This window comes from Paraburkholderia terricola (assembly GCF_003330825.1).
Classification (GTDB): Bacteria; Pseudomonadota; Gammaproteobacteria; order Burkholderiales; family Burkholderiaceae; genus Paraburkholderia; species Paraburkholderia terricola.
In genome coordinates, this window is sequence record NZ_CP024941.1 from 3919478 (window position 1) to 3944435 (window position 24958).

Here is a 24958-nt window from a genome sequence, read left to right on the forward strand (position 1 = left end):
CATGAACGCAAACGAATCCTCACGCCAATTTCTAAACGGCATACGCAAAGGCACCGTTGAGTCGGTTGACGGCGCGTTATGCCGCGTAGAGAGCGGCGATTTACATACCGACTGGATTCAATGGTTCATCCCGTTCGCAGGCGAATCGATCGAGTGGCTTGCGCCCTCGATCGGCGAAGGGGTAATGCTGCTTTGTCCGAGCGGCGACCCTGCGCAAGCTGTCGCGATGCGCGGTTTCTATTCCGAAGATTTCCCCCCACCGAGCACTGACCCGGCGAAACACGTTCGCGTTTATCGCGATGGCGCAACCGTCGAATACGACATGGCCGCCCACTCTCTCAAAGCTACCCTGCCCGCCGGCGGCACCGCTGAAATCACCGTGCCCGGCTCTGTGATTGTGAAAACGCAAGACCTCACGCTAGACGCGACGACAACGACCGTCACGGGCGCAATGACCGTTAAAGGCGCATTCGCTTTCGAATCCGGCATGACCGGCAAGGGAAGCGGAGCCGGTTCGACCATGACGATCAACGGCGCGGCTGACTTCACAGGCGAAGTCAAGTCGCAAGGTATCAGTCTGCCGAAGCACAAGCACCGCGAACAGGGCGACGGCCAACTTGTGAGCGACCCGCAATGATTGGAATGAACGCAACGACCGGCCGCGCAACGGCCGGTATTAACCACCTGTATCAATCGATCGCGAAGATTCTGACGACGCCGATCGGCACGCGCATCGCTCGCCGCGATTTCGGCTCCGAGCTGCCCGAGCTGGTCGACGCGCCGAACAATGGTGCGACACGCGTTCGCCTGTATGCCGCGATCGCGACCGCGCTGATGCAATGGGAGCCGCGCTTGCGTCTGTCGCGCGTGCAGCTCTCGACCGAGCTGAGTGATACCGGCGCGGGCGTGCAAGTCGTCGACATTGAAGGCACCACGACCGAGACGGGCGAACCCGTGTCGACGCGCGTGCAGCTCAGTAACGGGGGTGCGGCATGAGCGCAACGCCGATCAATCTGTCGCGTCTTTCATCGCCCGATATTGTCGAAACGATCGACTATGAAACGCTGCTCGCCGAGCGCAAGGCGGCACTCGTCGCGCTCTATCCGGCCGATCAACAGGCCGAAGTCGCGGCGGCCCTCGCGCTCGAATCGGAGCCGATGAACATTCATTTGCAGGAAAACGCGTATCGCGAAGTCGTGTTGCGCCAACGCGTGAACGACGCCGCGCGCGCCGTGATGCTGGCCTATGCGAAGGGTAAAGACCTCGAACACCTTGCCGCGCTGTTCGAGATCGAACGCCTCGTGATTACGCCGGCCGACCCGGCGAACGATATCGATGCGGTTTATGAAGAGGACACCGACTTGCGCGCGCGCGTGCAGCTCGCGCCGCAAGGCTTTTCCGTTGCCGGCCCCGAAGGCGCGTATATCTCGCACGCTCGCAACGCTGACGGCCTCGTGCTCGATGCGTCTGCCGTAAGCCCCGCGCCGAAAGAAGTCGTGGTGACGGTTCTATCTCGCGCCGGCGACGGCACAGCCGACGCTGCGCTCGTCGAAAAGGTGCGCACCGCCCTTGCGGCCGACAACGTGCGCCCGCTCACCGACTTTGTGACCGTGCAGAGCGCGACGATCAAGCGCTATGCGGTACGGGCCACGCTCATTTTCTTCGCCGGCCCCGATCGCTCTGTCGCACTCGCCGAGGCAAACAGGAACGTCAAGAAATACACCGACGAAATGCACAAGCTCGGCATGGCGATCACGCTCGACGGCGTTTATGCCGCTGCGCGCGCGCCGGGGGTGCAGAAGGTATTGCTCGACGAGCCGGCCGCCGACATTCCGGCAACGAAACAGGAAGCGCCGTATTGCACGGCGATCGAGCTGGTCGACGGGGGCATTTACAACAATGAGTGATCTGCTCCCGCCTAACTCGACCACGCGCGAGCGCAACCTTGCGCGCGTCGGCGCACGCATTAGCGATATTCCGTCGCCGCTGGCCGTGCTGATGGACCCCGATGCGATCCCGCTGCCGCTGCTGCCGTGGCTCGCCTGGCACCTTGGCGTCGACGCATGGAAAGACTACTGGCCCGAACAGACCAAGCGCGCCCGCGTGAAGGCCGCCATTCCGATCGCGCGTAAGAACGGCACGGCCGCTGCGGTTCGCGAAGTCGTCGCCGCGTTCGGCGCAAACATCGCCCTGCGCGAATGGTTCGAGCTGACGCCTCGCGGCGTGCCCGGCACGTTCGACGTGGTGCTCACGGTTAGCGGCCGGGACGGGCAAGCGCCGACCGCTGCACTTGTCGCCGACATCATCGCGGAAATCGATCGCACGAAGCCCGTGAGCGCGCACTACTCATTCACGCAAGGCTTTTCCATGCAGGGCACGCAGCGCGTCGCGGCGGCCGTTCGACCCGCGCTGTATCGCCGTCTTTCTTTCTCGGATATCTGACCTATGGCCGGAACTCTCATCACCATCACCGACGCCGGGCGCGCTGCACTCGTCGCGCCCGGCAACACTGGCACGAACGCGCATCAAGTCGTAAAAATCGGCCTCGCCTCGGCTCCTTTCGTCGCCGACAAGGGCATGGTCGCCATGCCGAACGAGCGCAAGCGAATCACGACATTCGCCGGCGCGAACGTCGCGCCCGACACCGTGCATGTGACGTTGAAAGACGACACCGACGATCAATTCACGCTGTACGGTTTTGGCCTGTATCTCGAAAACGATGTGCTGCTCGCCGTCTATAGCCAACCGACGCCAATCATGGAGAAGTCGCCGGCGGCAATGCTGCTGCTGTCGGCCGACCTTCAATTCACGACGATCGACGCGACGGCCCTGACGTTCGGCGACGCGACGTTTCTGAATCCGCCGGCGACGACCGAGCGGCAAGGCGTGATCGAGCTGGCGACGCAAGACGAAGTAAACGCCGGCACCGACACCGTGCGCGCACTGACGCCCAAGACGGCCGCGAGCCGTTACGCGGCGCTCACCGGCGCGCTTTTCACCGGCCCCGTGCGTGCGCCGTCTGTCACCGTCGACGGCCCGGCGGTCATGGCCTCGGCTTCGCTCAAAGGCACCCGCCAGGCTGTTATGTCCGTTGAGAATTTCGACGGCCTCACGCTCGAAGCGATGGACCTAGGCAACACGACGAAAAAGCCGATCGCGCTCGCGCCGTATGGCGGCAAGGTACTCGTCGGCGGCCTCGTTGATGACGGCGTCGGCCTCGTGCAAGTCGCCGGCCTCATCACCGCGCAAACGCCGGCCGCCGGCGACGTATCGAAGCGCGTCGCGACGACTGAATGGGTAGTCGCGGCGATCGCATCGGATTCGATCGGCCGCATCGTTTTCGAGCCGCGTACAAGCGTTCGAGCCGGCTATCTCAAGCTGAACGGCGCCGTACTGAATCGCGCCGACTATCCCGCCCTTTGGGCCTATGCGCAATCGGTTGGCGCGATCGTTTCCGAGGCGGCATGGACCTCGAACAACTGGGGCTGTTTCTCGTCAGGCAACGGCGCAACGACCTTTCGCCTGCCCGAGCTGCGCGGCGAATTCATTCGCTGTTGGGATGACGCGCGCGGCGCTGATGCGAACCGCGCAATCGGCACCTTTCAAAGTTTCTCGAACGTTTCACACGCCCACGGCGCGAGCGCTGCCGCTGTCGGCGATCACGTTCATTCCGCATGGACCGATTCGCAAGGCTGGCACGGGCACCACGGCAGCACCTACGCGAGCGGCGATCACAGCCACCGCCTGGGCTACCCCGTACCGCAATCCGCCGGCGACACCGACCGGGGCGGCGCAAGTAGCAATTTCTCCATCGATAACCCCGTCAATCCGTACACGGATGGCGCGGGCGCGCACGCACACAGTTTCGACACGGATGGAGCCGGCACGCACGGGCACAACGTAGGCATCGGCGGCGCTGGCAATCACTCGCACACGATCACCGTCAACGCTGACGGCGGCAACGAAGCACGGCCGCGCAACGTCGCCATGCTCGCAATGATTCGCGCTTACTAAGGATCTGAACCATGCTGATTCATCAATACGACGCAGTGACCGGCCAATACATTTCCAGCCGCCTGGCCGACCTCGACCCCCTGAATGCCGACCGCTGGCTCGTGCCCGCATTCAGCACTGTCGACGAGCTGCCGGCCCGCCTGCCGCTGACGTGGCCTTTCTATCGCGACGGCGCGTGGAAGCTGCTGCCCGACTATCGCGGCCGCATGCTCTATCGCCAGTCGACCGGCGAGCCGGCCGAAATCCTCGTCGCTGGCATCACGCCGGCCGAGCAAGGCTTGACCGAAACGCCGCGCCCCTCGGATGACTACACGTTTCGCGATGGCGCATGGGCGATCGACCCGGCAATCGTCGCGCAACGCGTGCGCGCCGCTGCGATGGCCGACTTTGATGTGCGCATGGCGCATGCCCGAGCAATGAACGCGGGCAAGGCCGACGCGTATGCGGCCGGCCTGCTCTCGCGCGAGGAGGCGTATTACTTCCGCGCATGGTCCGCGTATCAGCTCGACCTTGTGCGTGCGATCCAGCGTGAAGGGTTCCCCGACGCCGTGAGCTGGCCAGCCGAGCCGGCATCGTTCGAAGTCGCGAGCGGCCCTGCGATGGCCGAGTTTGACGCCCGCATGGCGAAGGCGAAAGCGTTTACCGATGGGAAGGCCGACGCGGACGCGGCCGGCGAGCTGTCGGCCGAGGATCACTACAACTATCAGGCGTGGTCGCTCTATCAAATCGAGCTGACGGCCGCGATCAATCGCGAAACGTTCCCGGCCGCCGTTACATGGCCCGCCGAACCTGCGCCGTATACGCCCCCGCCGGCAATCCCGCCGATTGCTACGGAACCGGGCAACGAACCCGCGCCGGAAACCCCGGCCGACCCCGCGTAACGCCGAAAGCGTCGCGAGCTGCAACCCGCCCTTTCACTGCCCTTTTTAAACGGGAATTCATATGGCAACTGATTACCACCACGGCGTGCGCGTACTCGAAATTAACGAAGGCACGCGCCCGATTCGCACCGTGTCGACGGCCGTTGTCGGCCTCGTCGCAACCGGCCTCGATGCAGACGCAACAATGTTCCCGCTCGATACGCCCGTGCTGCTGACGAACATTCAATCGGCGATCGGCAAGGCCGGCGACAAGGGCACGCTTGCGCGCACGCTCGAAGCCATGTCGGCACAGGCGAAGCCCGTCACTGTCGTCGTGCGTGTTTCCGAAGGCGTCGACGATGCGGCGACGACGAGTAACGTGATCGGCACAACGGCGGTCGGCGGCGGTTACACCGGCATGCAGGCGCTACTCGCCGCGCAATCGAAACTCGGCATCAAGCCGCGGATTCTCGGCGCACCGGGCCTCGATACGCAACCCGTCGCGACGGCCCTCGGCGCGCTCGCACAGAAGCTGCGCGGCTTTGGCTACATCTCGGCGAATGGCGCGGAAACCAAGGAAGCGGCGACCACGTACCGCAAGCAATTCAGCCAACGCGAGCTGATGGTGTTGTGGCCTGACTTCCTCGGATGGGATACGACCGCGAACGCGTCGACCACGATCGACGCGACGGCGATCGCGCTCGGACTGCGCGCGAAGCTCGACGGAGAAAGGGGCTGGCAAAAGACGCTATCGAATGTCGGCATTAACGGCGTAACGGGCATTAGCCGCGATGTGTTTTGGGATTTGCAAGACCCCGCGACCGATGCCGGCTACCTGAACGAACAGGACGTGACGACGCTGATTAACTCGAACGGTTATCGCTTCTGGGGTTCGCGTACCTGTTCCGTTGATCCGCTGTTCGCATTCGAGAACTACACGCGCACCGCGCAAGTGCTCGCCGACACGATGGCCGAGGCCCACATGCTGTACGTCGACGTGGATTTGCACCCGTCGATCGTGCGCGACATTATCGAAAGCATCAACGCGAAATTCCGGGAGCTGGTTTCGAATGGTTATCTGATCGGCGGCTCGGCTTGGTATGACGATAGCGCGAACGACAAGGACACGCTCAAGGCCGGCAAGCTCGCGATTGATTACGACTACACGCCGGTTCCCCCGCTCGAAAACCTGATGCTGCGCCAACGCATCACCGACCGCTATCTGATGGACTTCGCCGCACGCGTCACGGCCTAACCAAGGAGCAAACAAACATGGCATTGCCGAAGAAACTCAAGAACTTCAACCTGTTCCAGAACGGCGAAAACTTCGCCGGTCAGGTTACGGAAATCACGCCCCCAAAGCTGACGCGAAAGATGGAGGCTTATCGCGGGGGCGGCATGAATGGCCCGATCGATATCGACCAGGGGCAAGAGGGCATCGTGCTCGAATGGACGGCGGGCGGGTTCATGCGATCGGTATGCGCGCAATACGGCATCACCAAGCATGACGGCGTGCAACTGCGCTTTGCCGGCGGATACCGCGCCGAGGACTCGACGAAGCACGACTCTATCGAGATCGTCGTGCGCGGCCGTCACAAGGAACTCGATTTCGGCAACGGAAAGCCGGGCGACGACACCGCTTTCAAAGTTTCGACGACTTGCAGCTATTACAAGCTGACGATCAACGGCGAAACCGTGATCGAAATCGACCTCATCAACATGGTCGAAAACGTCAACGGCGAAGACCTGCTGGCCGATCTGCGCAAGGCAATCAGCCTGTAACGCAAGCATGTCCCCTTCCCCGCCTGGTCACTCACCGGGCGGGCATCAAATACCCAATCTGAACAGAGAAAGAAATGACCGAACAAGCCAAGTCGAACACCATCACCCTCGATGCGCCGATCACGCGCGGCGAACAGGTAATCAACGAAATCACGTTGCGCAAGCCGGCCGCCGGCGAGCTGCGCGGCACGTCGCTCAATGCGCTCGTGAATCTGGACGTCGACGCACTCGGCAAGGTGTTGCCGCGTATCTCGTCGCCGACGCTCACCGAGTTTGATGTGCAGCAGCTCGACCCCGCCGACCTCGTGCAATTGGGGGTGGCGTTCGCATCTTTTTTGCTGCCGAAGCGGGCGAGCTAGAGAACGGCATACCCGACCGCGTTGAAGAAGCGATGGCCGATATCGCGACCGTGTTTCACTGGACACGGCGCGATATGGACGATCTGACATTGGCCGAGCTGGCCGACTGGCGCGAGCGAGCGCGCGTGCGTTCGCCGTATGGAAGCGAATAACGATGGCAAACGGTAACGACCTGAAATTGCGCGTGCTGTTCGATATGGTCGACGGCGCAACGAAGCCCCTGCGAAACATCCTCAACGGTAACAAGGGCCTCGCGAAGTCGCTCAAAGAGTCGCGCGAAGAACTCAACAAGCTGCAACGCACGCAAAAGGACGTGGCCGCGTTTCGCGAAATGCGCGTCGGCCTGAACGGCACCAAGCGCGACATGCAGGGCGCGCAATCGCGCGTCGCCGAGCTGGCCCGCACGATCGGCTCGACCGACTCGCCGACAAAACAGATGGTCGCGGAGTTTGAGCGAGCGAAGCGCACGGCCGCGCAGCTCACCGCCGAGCACGAGAAACAGGCCGACAAGGTGCGGGCGCTGCGCGATCGCCTCGCGGGCGCCGGCATCGACACGCGCAATCTGTCTCAGCATGAGCGCGACTTGCGTTCGAGCATGGCCGCGACAATCGGCGTGATGACGACGCAGCAAAACAAGCTCGCCGACCTCACCACTCGCACGAAGCGGCTCGCCGAGGCGCGCGAGAAAATGAACAAGACGAAGGAGCTGGCCGGCTCGATGGCGGGCACCGGCGCAAAGATGATGGCCGGCGGCGCTGTCGTCGGCGCTGCAACGTTCCTTCCGATCGCGGCCTATGCTCAGGCCGAGGAAGCGGCAACGCAGCTATCTAGCGCCATGATGCGCGCGGGCGGCGTAGTCCCCCCGGAATTCGAAAAGATCAATACGCTCGCGATGAAGCTCGGCGACCGCCTGCCCGGTACGACTGCCGATTTCCAGAACATGATGACGATGCTCGTGCGCCAGGGCATCCAGCCCGAAACGATCCTCGGCGGCATGGGCGAGGCGACCGCCTATCTCGCCGTGCAGCTCAAGAAAACGCCCGAGGCGGCGGCCGAATTCACGGCGAAGCTACAGGACGCCACGCGCACGACCGAGAAAGACATGCTGTCGCTGACTGACGTTATCCAGAAAACGTTCATGCTCGGCGTCGACGATAACAACATGCTCGAAGCGTTCTCCAAGCTCGGCCCGGCGATGGACACCATCAAGCAGAAGGGTCTCGAAGGTGCGAAAGTGCTCGCGCCCTTGCTGGTAATGGCGGACCAATCCAACCTGATCGGCGGCTCGGCCGGCAACGCATTCCGCAAGGTGTTCCAGCTTGGCATGGACGGCAAGAAGGTCGCGAAGGCTAACAAGACACTCGCGCCCGCTCGACGCCTCGACTTCACGAACGGCAAGGGCGAATTCGGCGGGCTTGACAAGATGTTCGCGGAGCTGGCAAAGCTCAAGGGACTCGATACGCAAAAGCTCCTGGCCGTGCAGAAGGAGATTTTCGGGGACGACTCCGAAACGCTCCAGGCTGTTTCGCTGATGATCGAGAAGGGCAAGGCCGGCTATGACGAAGTACGGGCAAAGATGGCCGCACAGGCCTCGATGCAGGAGCGGGTAAACAAGCAGCTCGGCACGCTTAAGAACCTGTGGGACGCGGCGACCGGCACCTTCACGAATGCCCTCGTCGCGTTCGGCGCATCGATCGCGCCTGAAATGAAAGGCGTTGTCAGATGGCTCGGCGACATGGCGCAAGGCCTGGGCGAATGGGCGCGCGACAATCCGAAGCTCGCTAACGGCCTGATGAAAGTCGCGGCCGGCGTCGCGCTGCTGTTGACGGCCGGCGGCGCTCTCGTCGTGATGCTCGCCGGCGTGCTCGGCCCGCTCGCTATCGTCAAATTCAGCATGACGGCGCTCGGCATGCAAGGCGGCATTCTCGCGCGCGTGCTCGGCCTCGGCGCGACGGCATGGCGCGTGTTCGCGTCGGCCGCGATGTTCGCCGGCCGCGCGATGCTGATGAACCCGATCGGCCTTGCGATCACCGCGATCGCGGCGGCGGCGCTCGCAATCTATGTCTACTGGGAACCCATCAAGGCATTCTTCGGCGGCCTGTGGGCGCAGATTCAACAGGCGTTCGCCGACGGCATTTCAGGCATCGGCGCGCTTATCGTGAACTGGTCCCCGCTCGGCCTGTTCTATCAGGCGTTCGCGGGCGTGCTGTCATGGTTCGGCATCGACATGCCGGCGAAGTTTTCCGAATTCGGCTCGAACCTGATCGCCGGCCTCGTGAACGGCATCACTAGCGGCCTCGGCGCGGTACAGGCCGCGATCACAAACGTCGCGAGTAGCACGGTCGGATGGTTCAAGGAAAAGCTCGGCATTCATAGCCCGTCGCGCGTGTTCGGCGAGCTAGGCGGCTTCATCACGCAAGGCGCGGCGCTCGGCATGGAAGGCGAGCAAGGCCGCATCGCGAAAGCCGCGGTCGGCCTCGCGACGCTCGCCGCGACCTCGTTCGCGGCGCACGGCGTACAGGCCGCCGGCACGTCCGCCGGCGGCCCCGGCGTGGCAATCGATACCCGCCCTGCCCTGCAAGCCCCGCCAGCGGCCGGAAAATCGGCCGGCGGCGCATCGGCGGCCGGCGGCGACACCTACATCTTTCAGATTTCCGCCGGCGGCGCTGACGAAATCGAGACGCGGATTCGCAAGGTGCTCGCCGATATCGAACGCAAGAAGGCCTCGCGCGTTAGCTCGCGCCTGTCTGATTAACGGAGAAAGAAACGATGATGATGTCGCTCGGTCAGTTCGTTTTCAGTCTGTCGACACTGGCCTATCAGGAGCTGCAACGGCGCACGAGCTGGAAGCACGCGAGCACGTCGCGCGTCGGCGGCCGAAACGCGCGGCAATTCACCGGCCCCGGCGATGACACGATCACGCTCACGGGCTGGTTTGCCCCCGATCAAGGTATCGGCAAGCTCTCGTCGCTTGACGAGCTGCGCACGATGGCCGACGAAGGCGACGCCTATGCGCTCGTCGACGGTACGGGCACGGTGTACGGCGCATTCGTGATCGAAGGCCTCGACGAAGGGCAATCGCTTCACCAGAAGGACGGCACGCCGAGGCGCGTCGAATTCACGCTGAACCTCACGCGCGTCGACGATGGCCTCGTGAAAACGAAAACCGAGCCGGCGAAGGACAAGGCGCAATGAAGCAGCCGACACCGATCTATCAAATCACGCTCAACGGCAAAGACCTCACGAGCAAGATATCGCCGCGCCTGAATCACCTGTCGCTCGACGAGTCGCGTTCGGACGAAGCCGATACGCTGATGCTCACGCTCGACGATGCCGATGGAAAGCTCGCACTCCCGAAGCGCGGCGAAGTCGTGCGCGTGGCGTTCGGATGGTCCGACACCGGCCTCGTCGACAAGGGCTCATTCACGATCAACGAAATCGAACACGCGGGCTCCCCGGACATGCTCACCATTCAGGCGCGATCGGCCTCGATGACGAAAGGCCTCGGCGAGCGAAAGGAAAGGAGCTGGCACGGCGAGACGATCGGCGCGATCGTGCGCAAGATCGCCGGCTCGCATGGACTCAAGCCGGCGATCGCCGACGCGCTCGCGAAAATCGTGATCGCGCACATCGATCAAACGCACGAGTCGGATATGTCGTTTCTCACGCGCCTCGCGAAGCGTTACGACGCCGTGATGAACGTGAAGGATACGCACCTGCTTTTCGTGCCAATCGGACATGGCACGAGCGTAAGCGGCAAGGCGCTCACGGCGATCGAGCTGACGCGCAAGGAAGGCGACCGGCATCGCTATCACGTATCGGAGCGCGAGAACTATGCGAGCGTGCGGGCGTTCTATCACGCGACCGGTCGCGCGAAACGCAAGTCGGTCGTCGTCGGCGGCGAAGATAATCACAATGCGAAGGTATTGCCGGAAACCTACCCGACCGAAGCCGAGGCACGCGCGGCGGCAACGGCCGAACTGAACCGCACGCAACGCAGCCAGGCGACGATGACCTATAACCTCGCGCTCGGCCGGCCCGACCTCTACCCCGAAGTGCCCGTTTATCTGAATGGATTCAAGCCCGATATCGATGCCGAATCATGGCTTGTGAAAAAGGTGCGGCACGAGATCGACGGCAACGGCGGTTATACGTGCGACCTCGAACTCGAGACGCGCGACGATCCGACGAGCGACCGGCACCGCGCACATTTCCGCAAGGGCGGGCAATGAAAAAGGGTTACGGTTTCGAAGCCCTGGCCCTTTCGCTTTAGAGGTCGCCGGAAGTCACTTCACCCGGCCGGCGGGGGCGGCAAGGATTGCCCGCTACGCATACCCATGTATGCGCCTCGATATATTTCTTCTCTGCGTCCATGTTCGCGCTCTTTCCAAGCTCGCCGCACTCCTTCCGGCCGCCCTGAAACGAATAGCCCTGTGCGCCGATATCGTTGCGCACCTCAATACTTGTGATGGATGCCGAACCCCAGCCCTTTTGCGCGTCGATCCATAGCGGATAGCACACGCCCATCTTTACGACAAACTGATATACGTCCTCGCGCTTCACGACTGGTTTGCGTATATTGATTTTCAGCACCCCATCATCGATCGTCGCTGAGACGATCGCGAACGGCTTCAGGCTCTTTTGTAGACCTGCAGGCAGCTCGGCCGCGTTGGCGTTGAGTACGAAACAGTACAGCGCGGCGGCAATCCACGCCCAGGTGGCCCGTGCTATTTGTGTCATTTGTCAGCTTTCTCTTATGGTTGTCTGTTGATAAATGCATATGGCATAACCTGCTTTTGCGCGCTCTTAGGACCGCCGGTTTATCTGATAATGTTCACTCCCGCGATTCTCCTTTGAATGAGAGAACGGCTTGTACAGTTGAAAAAAGGAACGCTTATGCCATGGTCGTATCAGCAAAGCACTGGGGACCTTTCGTTTAACGGCGAACTCGTCGAACGCGGTTACTCCGGAGCTGCAACAGGTAAAAATAATCCAGCTATGCAGACGGTTCCCAACATAGGGCCGATCCCACGCGGGAATTATCGGATCGGCGAACCCCACGCCTCCCCTCACACGGGAACCTATACTCTCAATCTAACCCCCGCTGCTGGCACCAATACGTTTGGGCGAAGCGCTTTCAGGATCCACGGCGATAGCCTGCGACATCCGGGTACAGCATCCGAAGGTTGCATCATCATGGGCGTTCAAACTCGCCATCGCATATGGGCGAGCGGCGATCGTCGGTTAGAGGTTGTTCAATGAAACACGCATCCGTTTTCATACTTGTGCTCTCCTTGGCGTGCTCGACGGCAAATGCAAGCGCACAAATAAGTCCTTCCGTTCTAGCTAAACAGATCGACGACAAAGGCGCAAAGGCAACAATCAGCACGATGTCGGAATCAGAATGGGACAACGTCCTTACCCATATCGACTCCGGTAGTGCAGCATGGATTGCACTTGTACCAAAGCTGGCCGAAGGAACGGACGGAGGAAATTCAGAGGATCTTGGAATCGGCCTGGCCTACGCGCTCCCTAAAAATGCCAAAGCTGTTCTGTCTGCCATCGACCCTGACAATGGGCCAGTGCTTGGCGTCAGTCGTGTTTGTTCTGTGCCGTTCATCGAAGATACGGTGAAAGACATTCCCGCCTACATCAGACGCGCCAAACTGGCCTTAACCAAGGTCCGCGACCCGTCGTTGCAGGGCGTTAAAAGGGCATGTCTGGCCGAATTGGCAAAGCCGTAAACGAATCGCTCAATCTGAGGGGGTGCATAGCGCCCCCTCTTTCGATTGAATTCGAAGTGTCAACGACAGACGCCCCCATCGAATCGGCCAGATGCTGCGGTTCCCGTTATTTGCCAGCAACGCGACGGCCTGCACCGAGTTTTTCCCAGGTGGCGGCGTTTTCGTCCGTGGTAACGCATTGCTGTCGCAAGCCTGCTTGCAACACGACACTACCGATTGAGTAGTGGTGACCGCCGTATTCGCATTCCGCCACAACCGGCGCAGCAGACGGCCGCGCGGATGCTGCCGATCGCACCACGACAATGTAGGTCACTGCTGCGACCGCCGCGACCGCCCCACACGCTACAACAACCGCTCGCCAGGGGGGCGTCGGTTTTTCCGGCGCCATTGTGCCTGTGAGCATTGGCCCAAGGGATTCCGGTTGGTGCGACAAGCTCGATCGGTCAGGTGCAGCAGCGGCGGTCACGTTTTCCGTAACATCATGCGTCCGCGTTTCAGTTGACTGCGCCGGTCTCTGTGTTTTCGCCTTGACTGACGGCTGATCGGTTGTGCCGTTGCGCAACCACGTGTTGAGGTAGGAGGTAGCACGCTCGTATAAGTCATGCGGCATCTCATCCATGCTCGAAAACTTGAACACGGCCATCAGTCGCCGATACACCATCAGCTTGTCCGTGCCCGTCTTGGCTTCGATTTGATAAACCTTGTGCGCAATCGCGCGGCGCTGACGATCACTGATGTATTTCGTTTTCGGTCCATTGTGAATATGGACGTTCACGCTTGACTGCGCGCTATTCGACTTGACATCGCGGCCAGCAACCTGCCCGATGTCTCCCGTAAATTTCTGTTCCATTGTTTTCTTATTCTCCAACGCGGCTGGCCCCGCCGCCCTACTTCCAACAGCTCAATCTTTCTGTTCGCTCCCGCGCTTCTTCCGCGCGTTACCCATGTTGATCGTGAACGGGGCGCCCACATCGCCGCTCACCTGCTGCCCGATATTTGCGCCCTCGAAGTTCTGCTGGTACTTCGTCGGTGCCGCGCCGGCCGTCAACGCGGCCAATCCGGCTGCGCGGACCGCCTCAGGCGCTTCGCGATATCGACGCACCAGGTCGCCCTCATCCGGCGAAAGCGTCGACGTATTGAGCTGCCCCGTCAGTATGTAAAGGATGTCGACGCCGATCGCCGCAATACGCGCCAAATAGTGTGCGTCAGGCACGCGCTCGCCCTTTTCGTACAGCACCTGTGTCTTTTCCGTCACTCCGCCGCTTTCCGCGAAGGCGCGCTGAGACAGCGCGGTGCGCTTGCGCTCTTCACGTAGTCGATCACCAATACTTTCCGTTTGGTTCATTTTCGTATTGCATACACACCGTTTGGTGTGTATTATCGGTTTTGTGCAAGGTTAATGACAGGGAGTATACCGCCATGCCTCTGAAGAAAGCGCCTACAACACGTTCGCCGCGCGGCGTGTTGTCCAGCAAGCCCGTCTATGTGCGCCTTATGCCCGACGAACGTCAGATGCTCGAGCAGCTCGCCGGGGTCCAGAACCGATCGATCTCCAGCGTCGCGCGTCTGATCTATCTTGAAGGCGTTGATCTGTACAGGGCCAAGGTTATCGGCTCTACTGCTCAACTGCACGCAAATACTGTTGCGGGTCATTGAGCCATGAGAACCCCGGCTCGCATCGAACCCGCCCTGCGCCAGGCGCTGAACGGCCCCAGGCGCCACGACGTACAACAGACGATCGGTTGGGACGACTCGCAGGTCAGCCGCTTCCTGAGCGGCGGGCAAGGTGTCGTGATCGACAAGATCGACACGCTCGTCGCGGCCGTCGGCTTCGTGCTCGTCACACGCAAGTACCTCGACGCCGTCGCCACGCTCGGCGAAGTCGGCGTCCACTGTGAGTGCGCACGCCAGGGCTACGGCGAATGCGGCAAACACTGACGCGGAGCCATTCATGCGCATCCTGAATCGCTGCCCCCACTGCCGGACACGCGCCACGGCGCGCAGTAGCCGGGATATGTCGCTCACATTCCGCGAAGTGACATTCATGTGCAATAACCCCGAGTGCGGTCACACGTATGTCGTGAATATGGAGTTTGCGCGCACGCTGTCGCCGTCGGCGATGCCGAACCTGTCGCTCAACCTGCCGCTATCGCCCCACGTGCGTGACCGGCTGGCCGAGCAGCTAGAACTGCCGGTCTAGCGCTCCTTCCCCGATCCCCGTTTTCCCTCGCATCGTGCCTGTCCGGCGCGAGGGACTTTTTTTGCCCGAAAAAAGGAGAACTGTATGGCAACCCTCGCTGCTGCCCCGCTCGTCCTGCCGTTTGATCCGGCCTCGCTGTCGATGGACAAGCGCCGCGCGTATCTGCGCGTCCTCTGGCACGCCGACATCGATCCGTTCGTGTTCGTCGGCATGGTCCACCGCCTCGGCTATGTGCTCGGCTGCCGTTGGGATTGCGAGGCCGGCATGCCCGTGCTCGCGCCGACACTGACCACGCTGCACTGATTGCGATGCGCGCGCCCATCACCGAAGCCGAACTGCGTGCGGCGTGGCAACGCCTGCGGATGGTCGGCGACTTCGAGTCGTCGATGCGTCACCGGGCTGTGCACCGCGTGGTGGAAAGCGCCGCGCGCGCCATGCAGGCCCGCGAACACGACCGCCGCCGCAATGACGCGAAGCGTCGCGCCGCAAACGATCGCGACGAATAACCCAACTCCCGCGCCGACCGCCGGCGCCCCCCAAGGACACCGCCATGAAAACCTACGTCTTCAGCCTCGGCATCTTGCTAATGCTGTCTTTCTCGCTCGCTGGCATGACCTGGACAGCGGCGCTCACACTGCGCCGCACGTCCGATCGGTTCGGCCCGCTCACAGCCATCGCGATCGGCTTCGCGTCGCTGATCGTCCTCATTGCCGCGCTCGCGTGGTCCGTTCCGGTACGGGAGGCTGCATGAATCGCAAGAATGCCCACCACCATACGACCACGCCTCACGACGCCGCGCTCATGGCGGCAATCGTTCGCGCGGCTGGCGTGCTGCGCTTCGATAGCCGGCCCGGCAGTCTGGAACGTCAATGCACCATCGGCCTTTTTGTCGCTGCATTGAGCGACCGCCTTGCCCTAGCGTTCCCGCACTCGTCGGACGCGCTGAAGGCTGTCGTATTCAGTCCGGCCACGGACAGCAATCCGGTCGAAACGTCTGTTCCCCAGTCACAGCAACGCGTATAACAATGGCCTCGATCGAAGAACTCAAGCAACGCATCGATCTGCACGACCTCGCCGATCGCCTCGGACTTAAGCGCGGGCGCGGCGGCGACAAGGCGCTCTATCACTCGCCCCAGCACGAGGACAAGAGCCCGTCGCTTTCGATCTACCAGAATCACCCGAAGCACGGCACCGGCTGGCGCGACCATAGCGCCGACCAGGGCGGCTCCTGCATCGATCTGGTGATCTTCGTGCGCGGCGGCACCGTCGCCGACGCAATCCGGTTCCTGCATGACGCCTACGGTATCCCGTTCGACCGGCCGGCCGCGCCCGCAGATCGCCGCGAGAAATCGACGGTGGAATTCATCGCTGACCGATGCCTCGCCGAACGCGCACGCGTGCGCGACTACCTGACCGGGCGCGGAATCTCCGACACAGCAATCGACGCCGCGATCGCGGCCAGAACGCTTGGCTTTAACGACTGGACCAGCCCGAAGGCGCAGCCCGGCGAAGTCGGCCACGGCGGGCCGGCCGCCGCATTCATCGTCCGCACACTGAATCCGGGGCACGTCGTGGCCGTCGACATGCGCTATCTCGATCCGACGATCAACGGCGGCGTCAAGACGCAGACGCAAGGCGAGAAGTCCGGCTACGGCTGGACAGCCGATGTGCGACGGCTCGACAAGGCGAAGCGGGTGATCGTCGTCGAAAGCGCGATCAATGCGCTGTCGATCGACTCGTGCAGCATTCCCGGCACGGCCGCGTTCGCGATGCGCGGCCTGGCGAACGTTGACGGCATCGATTTTTCGTTTCTGCGCGGCAAGCAGGTTGTGATCTGCCTAGACAATGATGAGCCATTCGCAGACGGCCATCCGCGCGCAGGACACCGCCCCGGCCCCGAGGCCGCGTGGACGCTGTACGAACGCCTTACGAGCCTGAATATCAGCGCCGTGATGGTCGACCAGTCCGGGTGGCTGGCCGACCTGGCGGACGGCGAAAAGATCCGCAAGCCGATCAACGACGCAAACGACTATCTGCAACTGCGCGGCGCTCGCGAACTGCAACGCGCGCTTGAGCAGTACGAGCCGTGGCTGATTGCCGGCATGGCTGGCGATGAGACCCGCAAGGGTCGCCCGCGCATTTACCTGCCTTCACACGACTTCGCGCAATACTGGCGCTTCCGCACCCGGCCCGACTTCACCAGCTACATTGCGAAGATGGAGCGCAACGAGGAAAGCGGCGTCGAGACACCCGTGACGACCGACCTGTGCGGCTTTCGTATCGCCTCCATGAGCCGTGTTTCAGTGGCGAGCGCGACGTCGACCATGACGGGCGACGCCGACCAGGCGCCGACCGTGTATTTCGCCGTGTCCGTACAGGCGCCGCGCCACGGTCCGACGCTCATTCGTCGCGTGATGATGGATGACCAGCTCCACAATACCGACCAGTGGGCCAAGTTCGGGCCGATCTGGGCACCGGCACCGTTCAAACGCATGGTGAACATCCTGGAGCGCGGCGCGGACCTTGGCGCACGGCACGCGGCGAACTTCGTGGGCCTCGCCTGGCGCGACGGCCAGCTCATTGTCAACGAGGGCCCGGATTGCTATTTCACTGAAGCCGACAAGCAGTGTCCGTATCACAACCTGTCGTTTCCAGCGGGTCCGGTCAGTGACGCGCGGCGTGTGCTCGCGGCATATCAGGAGACGTTCAGGCAGAACGCGGCGACGATCCCGCTCGTGTGGGCACTCGGCGGCCACCTGAAAGCGCTGCTCGGGTTCTGGCCGCACATGACGGTGCAGGCCGACAAGGGCGCCGGTAAGTCGACGCTCATCAAACGGCTCGAACGCACGATCGCCTTCACCATGTTTTCCGGACAAAGCCTACAGACCGAATTCCGGCTCCTGACGAGTATCAGCCACACGAGCCATCCAGTCGGTTGGGAAGAGCTGTCCGCACGTCGGCAGGATGTGATCGACAAGGCCGTTGGTCTGCTACAGGAGAACTACCAGTACACGGTCACGCGTCGCGGCACCGACATGACGGAATACCTGTTGTGCGCGCCCGTGATGCTGGCCGGCGAGGATGTGCCCGTAAAGAGCCTGCTCGGCAAGCTGATCCGCACGTCGCTCACCGGCAAGCGTGGGCCGATGCTGCCCGACGATCTGCCGCGCTTCCCGCTGCGCCAATGGCTCGAATTCCTGACCGGCCTGAACAGGCGCGACGTGCTCGACCAGTATCGGGCCATCCGCGAGCGTTGCCTCGCCGCCTGTCGCGCAAGCGGCGCCGACGACGGCGCGCTTCGCATGGCCGGTAACTATGCGGCCGTGGGTCTCGCATGGCGATACCTGTGCGAGTTCGCCGGCATGGATCCCAGTGAAGGCGACTTCCCGCGCGACCTCACGGCCGAAATGAACAGCCACATCGCCGAAACAAGCGCCGACCGCGAGCCGTGGGTCTGGATTCTCGAAACCGTGCTGTCCGAAATCGACGGCGGCAATTACAAGCACCCGTACACCTTCGATACGGTCGACGGCGAGTTCTGCATTCTGCTGCGCACCGGACACGTGATGGATCACATCGCGCACACGAGCGCGCTGCGCGACAAGTGGAACGGTCTGCCCGTGAAATCCGATCGCGTGTTCAAGCGCCAGCTCCATCACGCCGGCGTCGTGGTCGGCGAGAAGGAAGTCGAGCGGCGCATCTACACCCGCCGCGTGCCGTACCTCACGCCGGTTTCGCTCGATCGCCTCGCGGGCTTTGGTCTGCACGTGTCCGTGCGCGAAGACCTGGCGACTGATGCCGTCGAACACCGAGGCCGCGCATGACGAATTCTCAGCGCTCGCGCGCGCAGTCCCTCTCCTCTCCCGCCGCGCCGGCCGCGAGCCAGAACGGCCGTGCAATGGCGCGAACGGGGAAGGCGGAAGGCCGGGTGGGCGAAATTGGCCGATGGGTACGGGTAGGCAGTGCAGATAACTCGTGGTTTTCGGGGGGGTGCGCGCGTAAGTCATTGATTGTTGAGAGGACTGCCGCCACAAGTCGCCCCAGTTTTGCCACGAGTCACCCGAGTTTTGCCACGAGTCCGTTTTTTTCATTTTGCCGCGCCGCTCCTTCCTCTTCTCTCTCTAATTTATTGAAAGAAAAGAAGAAAGAAGGCTGTGAAGTGCGAGGAATCAGCCACGCACACGCGCCACGAGTTACCGCTGTTTTGCCACGAGTCAGACACGCTGCCTATTTTTTAGGCCACGAGTTAGACAACACGGAACCAGCTAACCCATGGCAATTGATGGCAGGCAATTCATTTGAAATCAAAAGGTTATGGACATGCCCCATGCCATCCACGTGTCCACGAGTTGCGCTGCGTGTACCCCCGTTGCGCGCCCGTCTGGAGACCCACCGATGAGTACCGTCGATCTCGTTCAAGCCGCCGCGATGCTCGGTGCGCATCCGGAGACAGTGAGGCTCAAGGTGAGGGCCGGCGAACTGCCCGGCCGGAAAGTGGGTAAGCGCTGGATGTTCTCGACGGTTGCCCTGGAGCGCTACCTCGCAGGAGAATGGACTCCGCGAGTTGTGCAGGGCGACCACGGTAAGGAAGAAGAAACATGTCGCTCTATAAGCGTAGTACGAGCCCAAACTGGCAATACAAGCTGTACCCCCCTGGCGGCGGTCCGCCAATACAGGGGAGCACTGGCACCAGCAACAAAGAACAAGCGCAGGAGCTTTACGATCGATTGAGAGTGGATCTCTGGAATCAGGCGCGGCTCGGCCACAAGCCGCGCTACACCTGGAATGATGCGGTGATCCGTTACATCAGCGATCGTGAAGGCCTCGCAAGTCTTGAGACTTCAAAGACGCATCTGCGCTGGCTTGATCAACATCTGTCGGGCATGCTGCTGACCGATATCGACCGGAACAAGATTGATGCGATCGCGCATGCGAAGCGGATGGAACCACGTGTGGTGCAAACACGCAAAGGCCCCAAGAAGCTTGGGCGTAATGTCAGCGCCGGCACAGTGAATCGCGTCGTCGGCGTCCTAAAAGCGGTGCTGAATGCGGCGGTCGAATGGGAGTGGCTCGATCGTGCTCCCGTCACGAAGCGCGCGAAGGTCGTATCAAAGCGGATTCGCTGGCTGACACCGGCGGAAGCCGAGAAGCTGCTTGCCGAGCTGCCGACGCACCTGGCCGACATGGCGCAGTTCAGTTTGGAAACCGGCCTTCGCCGTTCCAATGTGACCGGTTTGCAATGGTCACAGGTCGATCTGGTGCGGCGTGTCGCGTGGATTCATCCGGACCAGGCGAAGGCCCGCAAGGCGATCACGGTGCCGCTATCGGATACGGCGGTCGCGGTGCTGCGGCGGCAGCGCGCGAAGAAGCGCAAGCCCGAGCACGTCGAAAGCGTGTTCGTGTACCACGGCAAACCGGTCTATCAGACCGTCACTGCGGCGTGGAAAAAAGCGCTGAAGCGGGCCGGCATCCGTGACTGCCGATGGCACGATCTGCGCCATACCTGGGCAAGCTGGCACGTGCAACGCGGCACCCCCATCCAGGTGCTGAAGGAACTTGGAGGGTGGGAAACGATGGAAATGGTGCAGCGGTATGCGCACCTGTCGGCCGATCACCTGGCGCAGTGGGTGCAGCCGATGACGGCACTGCCGGCAAAACCGCAGCTAGCTGCAATTTAGCTGCAATGACGGTGAACGGTGAGGAAGGGAAACCGCTGAAAGCCTTGTGGCTATTGGCGCGCCCGGCTGGGATCGAACCAGCAACCCCTGCCTTCGGAGGGCAGTACTCTATCCATTGAGCTACGGGCGCTTCAACACTAAAGCGCGACAACCTGAACGGATGCGACGCCAAAGCGAGACCGAAAGAATACCCGGTTTCGGCCAAACCGTCCACCGGACGGCCCGTGAAGCGCTTTCCGGCGCCTTCGCGCCACTTCGTCCGATGCGGGTAAACGCCTGCTGAACACCTCGCCGCGGCCCTCGCCGTCGGCGAAAGCTTGCGTCTATAATCCTCCGTGGCCGATCAAGAAGAAGAAGTTGCCGTCGCGCTGTACCGCTCACATACCCACGGAGACGAGACAAGCATGAGCGAAGCACCACACGGAGCCCCGATCAAAACCCCAGGACAGCTCATCGCCGCGGTCATCGCCGGGTTTGCTGTGCCGATCGTCATCATCGTCCTGCTGGCTTACTACGTCGACAATTCGACCCGCACCGGCGCCGGCACCGACAGTCTCTCCGAAGCCGAAGTCGCCTCCCGCATCAAACCCATCGCCCAGGTCGACATTCGCGACGCCAACGCGCCGCGCGTCTACAAGTCCGGCGAGGAAGTCTACAAGGCCGTGTGCGCCGCGTGTCACGCGGCGGGTACGGCGGGCGCGCCGAAATTCACCAATACCGCCGACTGGGCGCCGCGCATCGCTCAAGGCTTCGACACGCTGTTGCACACGGCGCTCGCCGGCAAGGGCGCGATGCCCGCGCGCGGCGGCACCAGCCCGGACGACTACAGCGACTTCGAAATCGCCCGCGCGGTGGCTTACATGGCGAACAATTCCGGCGCGAGCTTCCCCGAACCGGCGCAACCGGCAGCGGGTGCGGCCGCAGCCTCCGGCGCGGCCGCCACCTCGGACGCCACCGCCGCGGCAGCGGCTCCGGCAGGCGCTTCGGACGCAGCCGCGACCCAGGCCGCCGCCGCAATGGCGGCGCTGGCCAGCGTGTCGCAAACCGCCGCGCCGGCTGCAAGCGGCGCGCAAAGCGCGGACGCCTCGCAAGCGGGCAAGGCGCTCTATCAGCAGGTTTGCCAGGCGTGTCACGCGGCCGGCGTGCTGAACGCGCCGAAGTTCGGCGACAAGGAAGCGTGGGCGCCGCGCTTGAAAGAGCCGATGGACACCGTCTACAACTACGCGCTGCACGGCAAGGGCGCCATGCCGCCCAAGGGCGGTTCGACCGCACCCGACGCCGACGTGAAAGCCGCCGTCGACTACATGGTCAGTGCGGTGAAATAAGCGCGCTTTCAGCGCATATCGCCGATCGAAAAATCCCTGCTCCGTGGCGACACGGGCAGGGATTTTTTTATCCGCGAGGCGTTGGGATTCAAGCGCCGATATGCAACGCAACTGCGGCGGGAACGCTGAACGCCTCGACGAAAGCCAGCGCCGGCGTGGAACGAGCCAGCGCCGTGAAACGCGCATGCAGTTCAGCAGGAGCGAGCCACGGATAGCTCAACCCTTCCTGCAACGCACCGAGCAGGGCGCCATCGGCATCCGGCACCACGTCCATGCGTGCAATGTGAATGTGAAAGCCCGTAGCAACCGGCGTCTGATCGAAGCGCCATCGATACACGCCATGACCGACACGCAACGCGCCGCTCGTCCGCTCGCGCATCACCACGAGCCACGGCAGCGCGTCGATCGCGCCGCCGTCCACCGTAAGCGCATCGCAGACGTAATAGGTGCGGCACCGCGCGTATTGCGCGCCGAAATCGCTGACGAGCGTTTGTGCAATCGCCTCCGCGCCGACGGTGCGCGCCGGAAACGCGATAGCTGAAGTGGCAAGCGAAATGGTGAGCACCGCCTCCGCGGCGAAAGCCTCGGCGATGCGCTGAGCACGCGTGTTGTCTTTCGCGTCGATGTAGGTTTCGAGTGCGCGGCGATAGGCTGCGAGCGGCGGCGTCATGCGAACGGTCTCCAGGTAACGGCCGTCAACGGTTCATTGACGAGCCGCGCCACTGTAGCGCGAGCGCCTGGCAAAACCGCCGAAGCACCTGCCACGCGCGGGGTCTTGCGAACGAAGCGAGCAAATCGAGCAAATCGAGCGCCGCGGCGTGCGCGCTCGCCGCCGCGCTCAAGGCTTCTGCAATAGCGCCTTCAAGCTCGCGAGCCGGTCTTTCGGCGACATCGGCGCTTCTTCCGCGGTGGGCGGCGGAGCATCGTCGAGCAGCATTTCGGGGATGAAGCGCGACGGCTCGCACACCACCGTCTCTCGCGCGCGCTTGCGCTTCTTGCACCAGTTCAGATGCAGGCTGCGCTGCGCCCGCGTGATCGCGACGTACATGAGGCGGCGTTCTTCCTCGATGCGGGCGTCGTCGATCGGTTCGTCCTCGGCGCCGCCACGGTGCGGCATGATGCCTTCCTCGACGCCGACCAGAAACACGTGCGGATACTCCAAACCCTTCGACGCGTGCACCGTCGACAGGCGCACCGCGTCGGGATCTTCCTCGCGGCCTTCGAGCATCGACATCAGCGCGACGGTCTGGATCAGGCCGAGCAGATTCTTGCCGGTGTCGCCGAGACCGTCGGCGGTGTCGTAGCCGGTGGCCTCGGCTTGCGCCGCGCCGTCCGGCTCGGCCTTGGTGCCCTTGCGCTTGAGCCATTCCATGAACTCCAGCACGTTCTGCCACTTGGACTGCGCCTGGCGTTCGTCGAAGGTGTCGTAGAGATACGCTTCGTAATGGATCGCGTCCATCAGTTCGTCGAGCAGCGGGCCGGCCGGATCTTTTTCCGCGCGATCGGTGAGGCGCTGCATGAAATCGCAGAACACGCGCATCGGCTCGATCTGGCGCGGCGACAGGCGCGCTTCGATCCCGCCCATGTAGACCGCTTCGAACAGCGACACCTTGGCCTGGCCCGCGAACGCGCCGAGCGCTTCGAGCGTCGTATTGCCGACGCCGCGCCGCGGCGTGGTGATCGCGCGGATGTACGCCGGGTCGTCGTTCGCGTTGGCGATCAGGCGCAGATACGCGCAGATGTCCTTGATCTCGGCTTTATCGAAGAACGACTGGCCGCCGGACAGCACATACGGAATGCGCTCGCGCCGCAGCACCTGTTCGAAGATGCGCGCCTGAAAATTGCCGCGATACAGGATCGCGTAGTCGCGGAAATTCGCGCGCCGCTCGAACTTGTGCGCCGACAGACGAAACACCACGGACTCGGCTTCGTGCTCTTCGTCGTTGCACGGCGTGACGGTGATCGAGTCGCCCATGCCGTGTTCGGACCACAGCTTCTTCTCGAACAGTTTCGGGTTGTTCGCGATCACGTTATTCGCGGCGGTGAGAATGCGCACCGTCGAGCGGTAATTCTGCTCGAGCTTCACCAGATGCAGCTTCGGGAAATCCTTGCCGAGCTGCGCGAGGTTTTCCAGCGTCGCGCCGCGCCAGCCGTAGATGGCCTGGTCGTCGTCGCCCACCGCCGTGAATGCCGCGCGCGGTCCGGCCAGTTGCTTGAGCAATTCGTACTGGCACGCGTTGGTGTCCTGATACTCGTCGATCAGCAGATAGCGCAGCTTGTTCTGCCAGCGATCGCGCACCGGCTCGTTGTTCGCGAAGAGCTCGGCGGGCAGGCGGATCAGGTCGTCGAAATCCACCGCCTGATACGCGTGCAGCGTCGCCACGTAGTTGCGATAGACGATCGCGGCCTGATGCTCGTCCTCGTTCGCGGCGATCGCGATCGCTTCTTCCGGCATGATCAAGCCGTTTTTCCACAGCGAGATGATCGACTGGATCTTGCGGATGAAGCCCTTGTCCGTGGAGCCGACCTGCTCCTGGATCATGCCGAAGCAGTCGTCCGAATCCATGATCGAGAACTGCGGCTTCAGGCCGACGTGTTCCGCTTCCTGCCGCAGAATCTGCACGCCGAGCGAGTGGAAGGTGCACACCGTCAACTGGTTGACCGGCACTTTGCGGCCTTCCTTGCCGGGCGTGGTGAGCGTCTTGCCTTCGAGCAGCTTGCCCACGCGCTCGCGCATTTCCGCCGCGGCCTTGTTCGTGAACGTGACGGCGGCGATGTGGCGCGGCTCGAAGCCCTTGGCTTCGATCAGGTGCGCGATTTTCTGCGTGATCACGCGCGTCTTGCCGCTGCCTGCGCCGGCGAGCACGAGACACGGACCGTCGAGATAACGGACCGCTTCATTTTGAGCGGGGTTCAGGCCTGCGGACATCGTCTGTGGATGGGTAATGCGGTTGAGCGCGGCGGTTTGGGAGCGCTTGGCTGCGGAGTCGCCAGGA

At 62.6% G+C, this 24958-nt stretch carries 31 protein-coding genes and 1 tRNA gene; 26 read left to right on the forward strand and 6 right to left on the reverse strand.

Annotated features, from left to right (window positions below; genetic code table 11):
* Position 1: 1 nt before the first annotated feature.
* The 13 genes from CUJ90_RS17760 to CUJ90_RS17820 all read left to right on the forward strand — a co-directional run bounded on the left by CUJ90_RS17760 (position 2) and on the right by CUJ90_RS17820 (position 11247).
* Positions 2–637 carry a phage baseplate assembly protein V gene (locus CUJ90_RS17760; protein WP_114163324.1) on the forward strand — a complete coding sequence of 212 codons (636 nt, stop codon included), beginning with the start codon at positions 2–4 and terminating at the stop codon, positions 635–637.
* Positions 634–996 (forward strand): GPW/gp25 family protein, encoded by a 363-nt coding sequence (locus tag CUJ90_RS17765; RefSeq protein WP_114163325.1) that lies wholly within the window; start codon positions 634–636, stop codon positions 994–996. Before CUJ90_RS17760 ends, CUJ90_RS17765 begins: the two co-directional genes overlap by 4 nt.
* Complete coding sequence (locus CUJ90_RS17770) at positions 993–1907, forward strand: baseplate J/gp47 family protein (RefSeq protein ID WP_114163326.1); 915 nt, start codon at positions 993–995, stop codon at positions 1905–1907. Before CUJ90_RS17765 ends, CUJ90_RS17770 begins: the two co-directional genes overlap by 4 nt.
* The gene (locus CUJ90_RS17775; RefSeq protein ID WP_114163327.1) at positions 1900–2442 is read left to right on the forward strand and encodes a phage tail protein I; all 543 of its coding nucleotides are present in this window, start codon (positions 1900–1902) and stop codon (positions 2440–2442) included. Before CUJ90_RS17770 ends, CUJ90_RS17775 begins: the two co-directional genes overlap by 8 nt.
* A gap of 3 nt (positions 2443–2445) precedes the next feature.
* Positions 2446–4014, forward strand: a complete 1569-nt coding sequence (locus CUJ90_RS17780) for a phage tail protein (RefSeq protein WP_114163328.1) — start codon at positions 2446–2448, stop codon at positions 4012–4014.
* 11 nt (positions 4015–4025) lie between these two features.
* Positions 4026–4895 (forward strand): tail fiber assembly protein, encoded by an 870-nt coding sequence (locus CUJ90_RS17785; protein ID WP_114163329.1) that lies wholly within the window; start codon positions 4026–4028, stop codon positions 4893–4895.
* A 61-nt stretch (positions 4896–4956) separates the two neighbouring features.
* Positions 4957–6129 (forward strand): phage tail sheath protein, encoded by a 1173-nt coding sequence (locus CUJ90_RS17790; protein ID WP_114163330.1) that lies wholly within the window; start codon positions 4957–4959, stop codon positions 6127–6129.
* Between the two features lie 17 nt (positions 6130–6146).
* Complete coding sequence (locus CUJ90_RS17795) at positions 6147–6656, forward strand: phage major tail tube protein (protein WP_114163331.1); 510 nt, start codon at positions 6147–6149, stop codon at positions 6654–6656.
* Between the two features lie 74 nt (positions 6657–6730).
* The gene (locus CUJ90_RS17800) at positions 6731–7015 is read left to right on the forward strand and encodes a phage tail assembly protein (protein WP_114163332.1); all 285 of its coding nucleotides are present in this window, start codon (positions 6731–6733) and stop codon (positions 7013–7015) included.
* Positions 7016–7047: 32 nt separating this feature from the next.
* Complete coding sequence (locus CUJ90_RS17805) at positions 7048–7167, forward strand: GpE family phage tail protein (protein WP_114163333.1); 120 nt, start codon at positions 7048–7050, stop codon at positions 7165–7167.
* 2 nt (positions 7168–7169) lie between these two features.
* On the forward strand, positions 7170–9770 hold the full coding sequence (locus CUJ90_RS17810) for a phage tail tape measure protein (RefSeq protein WP_208645228.1): 2601 nt from the start codon (positions 7170–7172) through the stop codon (positions 9768–9770).
* A gap of 14 nt (positions 9771–9784) precedes the next feature.
* Positions 9785–10210, forward strand: a complete 426-nt coding sequence (locus CUJ90_RS17815) for a phage tail protein (RefSeq protein WP_114163335.1) — start codon at positions 9785–9787, stop codon at positions 10208–10210.
* Positions 10207–11247, forward strand: coding sequence for a phage late control D family protein (locus CUJ90_RS17820; RefSeq protein ID WP_114163336.1), 1041 nt, complete (start codon positions 10207–10209; stop codon positions 11245–11247). Before CUJ90_RS17815 ends, CUJ90_RS17820 begins: the two co-directional genes overlap by 4 nt.
* A gap of 37 nt (positions 11248–11284) precedes the next feature.
* Here the strand turns inward: CUJ90_RS17820 and CUJ90_RS17825 are convergent, their stop codons facing one another.
* Complete coding sequence (locus CUJ90_RS17825) at positions 11285–11755, reverse strand: hypothetical protein (protein WP_114163337.1); 471 nt, start codon at positions 11753–11755, stop codon at positions 11285–11287.
* Positions 11756–12013: 258 nt separating this feature from the next.
* Here CUJ90_RS17825 and CUJ90_RS17830 point away from each other — a divergent pair, with 258 nt between their 5' ends.
* Together CUJ90_RS17830 and CUJ90_RS32395 are read left to right on the forward strand one after the other, a co-directional pair.
* Positions 12014–12277 (forward strand): tlde1 domain-containing protein, encoded by a 264-nt coding sequence (locus CUJ90_RS17830; RefSeq protein WP_244220027.1) that lies wholly within the window; start codon positions 12014–12016, stop codon positions 12275–12277.
* Entirely contained in the window at positions 12274–12759 is a 486-nt protein-coding gene (locus CUJ90_RS32395) for a hypothetical protein (RefSeq protein ID WP_152035355.1), read from the forward strand. Before CUJ90_RS17830 ends, CUJ90_RS32395 begins: the two co-directional genes overlap by 4 nt.
* A gap of 106 nt (positions 12760–12865) precedes the next feature.
* On the opposite strand, the gene CUJ90_RS17835 is transcribed toward CUJ90_RS32395, so the two are convergent.
* Together CUJ90_RS17835 and CUJ90_RS17840 are read right to left on the reverse strand one after the other, a co-directional pair.
* On the reverse strand, positions 12866–13609 hold the full coding sequence (locus tag CUJ90_RS17835; RefSeq protein WP_114163339.1) for an alpha/beta hydrolase: 744 nt from the start codon (positions 13607–13609) through the stop codon (positions 12866–12868).
* A 51-nt stretch (positions 13610–13660) separates the two neighbouring features.
* Entirely contained in the window at positions 13661–14104 is a 444-nt protein-coding gene (locus CUJ90_RS17840) for a helix-turn-helix domain-containing protein (RefSeq protein ID WP_114163340.1), read from the reverse strand.
* 74 nt (positions 14105–14178) lie between these two features.
* Between CUJ90_RS17840 and CUJ90_RS17845 the strand changes: the two genes are divergently transcribed.
* The 10 genes from CUJ90_RS17845 to CUJ90_RS17890 all read left to right on the forward strand — a co-directional run bounded on the left by CUJ90_RS17845 (position 14179) and on the right by CUJ90_RS17890 (position 20637).
* Positions 14179–14415 carry a hypothetical protein gene (locus CUJ90_RS17845; RefSeq protein ID WP_114163592.1) on the forward strand — a complete coding sequence of 79 codons (237 nt, stop codon included), beginning with the start codon at positions 14179–14181 and terminating at the stop codon, positions 14413–14415.
* Between the two features lie 3 nt (positions 14416–14418).
* Positions 14419–14697, forward strand: coding sequence for a DNA-binding protein (locus CUJ90_RS17850; protein ID WP_083085982.1), 279 nt, complete (start codon positions 14419–14421; stop codon positions 14695–14697).
* 13 nt (positions 14698–14710) lie between these two features.
* Positions 14711–14959 (forward strand): Ogr/Delta-like zinc finger protein, encoded by a 249-nt coding sequence (locus CUJ90_RS17855; RefSeq protein WP_114163341.1) that lies wholly within the window; start codon positions 14711–14713, stop codon positions 14957–14959.
* Positions 14960–15043: 84 nt separating this feature from the next.
* Positions 15044–15262, forward strand: a complete 219-nt coding sequence (locus CUJ90_RS17860) for a hypothetical protein (RefSeq protein WP_114163342.1) — start codon at positions 15044–15046, stop codon at positions 15260–15262.
* Positions 15263–15267: 5 nt separating this feature from the next.
* Positions 15268–15465, forward strand: a complete 198-nt coding sequence (locus CUJ90_RS17865) for a hypothetical protein (protein ID WP_114163343.1) — start codon at positions 15268–15270, stop codon at positions 15463–15465.
* A gap of 44 nt (positions 15466–15509) precedes the next feature.
* A complete protein-coding gene (locus CUJ90_RS17870; RefSeq protein ID WP_114163344.1) occupies positions 15510–15710 on the forward strand; it encodes a hypothetical protein in 201 nt (66 codons plus the stop codon).
* A complete protein-coding gene (locus CUJ90_RS17875; protein WP_114163345.1) occupies positions 15707–15982 on the forward strand; it encodes a hypothetical protein in 276 nt (91 codons plus the stop codon). The genes CUJ90_RS17870 and CUJ90_RS17875 overlap by 4 nt, the downstream gene beginning before the upstream one ends.
* 2 nt (positions 15983–15984) lie before the next feature.
* Positions 15985–18783 (forward strand): toprim domain-containing protein, encoded by a 2799-nt coding sequence (locus CUJ90_RS17880; protein ID WP_114163346.1) that lies wholly within the window; start codon positions 15985–15987, stop codon positions 18781–18783.
* 604 nt (positions 18784–19387) lie between these two features.
* On the forward strand, positions 19388–19690 hold the full coding sequence (locus CUJ90_RS33260) for a helix-turn-helix domain-containing protein (protein ID WP_244220028.1): 303 nt from the start codon (positions 19388–19390) through the stop codon (positions 19688–19690).
* A complete protein-coding gene (locus CUJ90_RS17890) occupies positions 19603–20637 on the forward strand; it encodes a tyrosine-type recombinase/integrase (RefSeq protein ID WP_244220029.1) in 1035 nt (344 codons plus the stop codon). The genes CUJ90_RS33260 and CUJ90_RS17890 overlap by 88 nt, the downstream gene beginning before the upstream one ends.
* Positions 20638–20691: 54 nt before the next feature.
* Here CUJ90_RS17890 and CUJ90_RS17895 read toward each other — a convergent pair.
* Positions 20692–20767 (reverse strand) — tRNA-Arg (locus CUJ90_RS17895).
* Positions 20768–21041: 274 nt separating this feature from the next.
* Here CUJ90_RS17895 and CUJ90_RS17900 point away from each other — a divergent pair.
* Positions 21042–21962, forward strand: a complete 921-nt coding sequence (locus CUJ90_RS17900; protein ID WP_114163348.1) for a c-type cytochrome — start codon at positions 21042–21044, stop codon at positions 21960–21962.
* An 88-nt stretch (positions 21963–22050) separates the two neighbouring features.
* Here the strand turns inward: CUJ90_RS17900 and CUJ90_RS17905 are convergent, their stop codons facing one another.
* Both CUJ90_RS17905 and CUJ90_RS17910 read right to left on the reverse strand, forming a co-directional pair.
* The gene (locus CUJ90_RS17905) at positions 22051–22632 is read right to left on the reverse strand and encodes a hypothetical protein (RefSeq protein WP_114163349.1); all 582 of its coding nucleotides are present in this window, start codon (positions 22630–22632) and stop codon (positions 22051–22053) included.
* A gap of 168 nt (positions 22633–22800) precedes the next feature.
* The gene (locus CUJ90_RS17910; protein ID WP_114163350.1) at positions 22801–24891 is read right to left on the reverse strand and encodes a UvrD-helicase domain-containing protein; all 2091 of its coding nucleotides are present in this window, start codon (positions 24889–24891) and stop codon (positions 22801–22803) included.
* Positions 24892–24958 lie beyond the last annotated feature (67 nt).